Genomic DNA, 3907 nt, shown 5'->3' with positions numbered 1-3907 from the left:
GAGGTCCGGCGCAGCCCCCGGTGGGCCGGCGGGTGCGGACCGCGCCCGGGCGGCCGCCCGAGGACCCGTCCGGCGGTCTCCGCGTCGAGACCGATCACCGCCCGGAGCAGCACCGCCTCGGCCTCCCGCGGCGGCAGGGTGGCGATCAGCGCGAGCGCCGCCTCGGTGCCGATGGTCTCCCCGGCCCGCTCGGCGGTGTCGGCGTCCCCGGCCAGCTCGCTGAGCGCCTGCACGGGCACCGGCAGCGACGGTCTGCGGCGCTGCCGGCGCAGATGGTCCATCGCGCGGTTGCGGGCGATGGTGACCGTCCAGGCCCGGATTTCGCCGCCGGTGAATCTGGGCAGGTCACGGGAGATCTGCAGCCAGGTTTCCGAGGCGACGTCCTCGGCGTCCGCGCCGACGAGCGCGGTGAGATAGCGGACCAGGCCGGGCTGCAGGGTGCGGTAAAGGAAACGGAATGCTTCCTCGTCCCCCGCCTGCGCGGCGACGACCGCCTCGTTCAGCTCACCGGTCATGGACCCGCCGTTCCGAATCCGCGGGCCGACCCGTGCCGGAGCCGGCGAGGCCGGCGCCCGCCCTGTCCGACAACCGGACCACCACCCGCACCATCAGCCCCCCGCTGACCCGATCGCGCCCGACGCCGGAGCGGCGGACGCACGTATGGACAACGCCGCGGAACACGGCCGTCGGCGGACATACGGTACCGGCGCCATGGGGCGGCCCAGAGCCGGGCTAACGCTAGGAGTGGATCGGTGGTGGGACAAGCCGCCGTTCGATCGGAAAGAGTGAGATTTGTCTACAACCTGACACGGCGAGTCGGTGTAACGGCAGGGGCCTTTCAGACGCTCGGTGCGCCGATCAGCGGACATCAGGTGAATCCGATGTCCTGAAGCCGGACATACGAACTCGTCAGCCCCATTTCCTGGCCGATCGTACCGGGGTCCGCAAGGTCGGCCGAACGGCGCGGATGCCGCCGACCATTCGGCGAATCGACCTCGAACCGGCCGCCGCTTCCGGCGGGAGAGATCGCGGGAAATACTCCGCCGCCACTCTGGGTACGGTAATGGGGTGTTGTCATCGGAAGTCGTACTCAGCGGTCGGTACCGCCTGGACGAACGTGTCGCCACCGGCGGCATGGGCGACGTCTGGCGTGCCACGGACCAGGTGCTGGGCCGTCAGGTCGCAGTGAAGGTCCTACTTCCGGCGCTGGTGTCCGACCCCGACTTCATCGCCCGGTTCCGCGCCGAGGCCCGGATCATGGCCTCGCTGCGCAGCCCCGGCATCGTGCAGGTCTTCGACTCCGGCGCGGACGACCTGCCCGACGGCAGCCGCGCCGACTACCTGGTCATGGAGTTCGTCGAGGGCGAGCCACTCTCCCGCCGCATCGAGGCCGCCGGGCAGCTCGAGGTCGCCGAGACGATGTCGATCGTGGCGCAGGTGGCCCAGTCCCTGCACGCGGCGCACGCCCGCGGCATCGTGCACCGGGACGTCAAGCCGAGCAACCTGCTGGTGCAGGAGGACGGCACGGTCGTGCTGGTCGACTTCGGCGTGGCCCGGTCGACCAACGTGACCAGCATCACCAGCACGAACGCCGTACCCGGCACCGCCCTCTACATGGCTCCCGAGCAGGCCGCGGGCCGTCCGGTCTCCGGGGCCACCGACATCTACGCGCTCGGCGCCGTGGCGTACTGCTGCCTCACCGGCAGTCCGCCGTTCACCGGCGACAATCCGCTCCAGGTCGCCGTGCGGCACCTCGACGACGAGCCGCCGGAGCTGTCGCACGACATCCCGCAGCCGGTCCGCGAACTGGTCGCGCGGGCGCTGGCGAAGGACCCGGCCGACCGCTTCCCGGACGGCGCCGCGATGGCGGCGGCGGCCCGCGCCGCGATCTCCGAGTCGCCCACCGCCATGGTGCCGGTCACGCTGCGCAGGCCGGCCGGCCCGATGACCACCCGGGACGACCACCCGATCGTGGCGCCGACGGCCACGGTCGGCCGAGCCGGTCGGCGCGGGCGACGTGGCGCGCTGGTCGGCGCGCTCGCGGCGGTGCTGGTGGGGCTGATCGCGCTCGGCGCCGCGCTCGGCGCGGCGAAATCGGCCGACAACAACCCGGCCACCACGATCGAGACCACGTCGCCCGGGGTCGCGCCCAGCGGCGAAGGCGAGGTCCCGGCCGCCACCGAGGCCGCCCCGACGGACCAGGACGGTCGCACCTACCGTCCGGCCGGGCCGGGCAACCGGCCGTCCCCGTCGGCTTCGGCGACACCGAGCCGGACGCCGACCCCGGCTACCTCGCCGTCGACATCACCGGAGCCCTCGACGGTCGAGACCACGCCGACGAGCACCGAGCCGGTGCCGACTGACACGACCACGACCACCGCGCCGGTACCGACGGACACGAGCACCACGACCACCCCTCCGGACACCCCAGAGGGCTGAACCGGCCCGATCCATCGCCGGCACCGGTGCGCCGCTGCTCCGCACCGGCCACAGGGGACCGGCCAACCTCGCCGCACCGCCTGATCCGAAGCGGCCGCGCTCCGGTCCCGCTGCTAGCGGGCCCGAGCGCGGTCGCTCACCGCGCCGTTTTCACTCCGCGCCGAGCGCCTCGACCACCGGCCGGGCCAGCGCCCGCCGGGCCGGCAGGACGGAGGCGGCGAGCGCGGCCAGCACCGCCACCGCGAGGATCAGGCCGAGCCGCCCCCACGGCATGACCAGGGTGAAGTCGCCGCCGATCCGGGCCACCACGGCCATCGCGCCCGCGCTGACGCCGGTGCCCAGCGCGATCCCGAGCAGCGTGCCGACCAGGGCGGTGAGCACCGCCTCGACGGCCAGCACGGCGCGCATCCCGCCCCGGGTCAGCCCGACCGCCCGCAGCACCGCGTTCTCCCGGGTGCGTTCGACCACCGACAGGCTGAGCGTGTTCGCCACCCCGACCAGCGCGATCACCACGGCCAGGCCGAGCAGCGCGGTGACGAAGGCGAGCACCATGTCCACCGTGCCGGTGAGCATCTTCTTGTACGCGGCCTGGTCCATCAGATTGACCGTGGGGTAGTCGGCGAGCACGGACTCGATCGCGGTCCGGGCCGCGGCCGGGGAGACCCCGTCGGCGGGGTCGACCTCCGCCAGGTACCCGCGCTCGGCCGGGAAGAGCCGGCCGAAGTCGGCGTCCACCACGTCGACCACGAAACCGGCGGGCACCGGGCTGCCGGCCAGCACCGGACCGTCGTCGGCGACCACCGCCGCCACCCGGAACGTCCGACCGGCGACGGTCACGGTCGAGCCGACGGTCCAGCCCCGCGCCGCGGCCACCTGCCGGTGCACCAGCACGGTGCCGGGGCCGAGCCGGCCGACGTCACCGGAGTCCACGGCGGTCAGCGTCCGGCCGATCAGGGCGGGGTGCGCCGACCGCACACCGACACCGCCGACGACGCGGCTGCGCTGCTCGTGCACGACGCCCAGCTCCGGTCGGGCGGCCAACTCCCCGGCCAGCGGCGCCGGCAGGTCCGCCCCGATCCCGGTGACCAGGAAGTCCACCCCGATCTCCGCGTCCACGGCGCGCTCGATGCCCGCCTTCGCGCTGCCCGCCCCGACCACGAACGCCGACACCAGACCGATCCCGATGACCAGCGCGGTGGCGGTCGCGGCGACCCGGCGCGGGTTGCGGACCGCGTTGGCCACGGCGAGCCCGGCGGTCGCGCCGAGCAGCGCCGGGCCGGCCGGCCCAGCACCCGGACCAGCGCCGGCACCAGCACCGGGCCGAAGAGCACGATGCCGAAGAAGCTGAGCACCCCGCCGGCGGCCACCAGCGGCACCTGACCGGCCAGGCCGGCGCCGACCAGCGCCGCCACCCCGGCGGCGAAGACCAGCGCGCCCAACGCCAGCCGCATCCGGCCGGCCCGCCGGG

At 74.5% G+C, this 3907-nt stretch carries 2 protein-coding genes and 1 pseudogene; 1 reads left to right on the top strand and 2 read right to left on the bottom strand.

Annotation, left to right across the window (positions count from 1 at the left end; translation table 11 throughout):
- Positions 1–515: RNA polymerase sigma factor (locus JNW87_RS35890; RefSeq protein WP_238455227.1), on the bottom strand; the 515-nt coding region annotated here is incomplete at its 3' end.
- Positions 516–1068: 553 nt separating this feature from the next.
- On the opposite strand from JNW87_RS35890, the gene JNW87_RS35885 reads away from it, so the two are divergent.
- Positions 1069–2439, top strand: coding sequence for a serine/threonine-protein kinase (locus tag JNW87_RS35885; RefSeq protein WP_109800111.1), 1371 nt, complete (start codon positions 1069–1071; stop codon positions 2437–2439).
- Positions 2440–2589: 150 nt separating this feature from the next.
- Here the strand turns inward: JNW87_RS35885 and JNW87_RS41080 are convergent.
- A pseudogene (locus JNW87_RS41080) lies at positions 2590–3907 on the bottom strand (FtsX-like permease family protein); the annotation flags it as partial.

Source organism: Micromonospora sp. ATA51 (assembly GCF_016802855.1).
Taxonomy (GTDB): domain Bacteria; phylum Actinomycetota; class Actinomycetes; order Mycobacteriales; family Micromonosporaceae; genus Micromonospora; species Micromonospora sicca.
The sequence above is the reverse complement of the archived record's forward strand: the minus strand, read 5'-3'. Positions and strand labels throughout refer to the sequence as shown.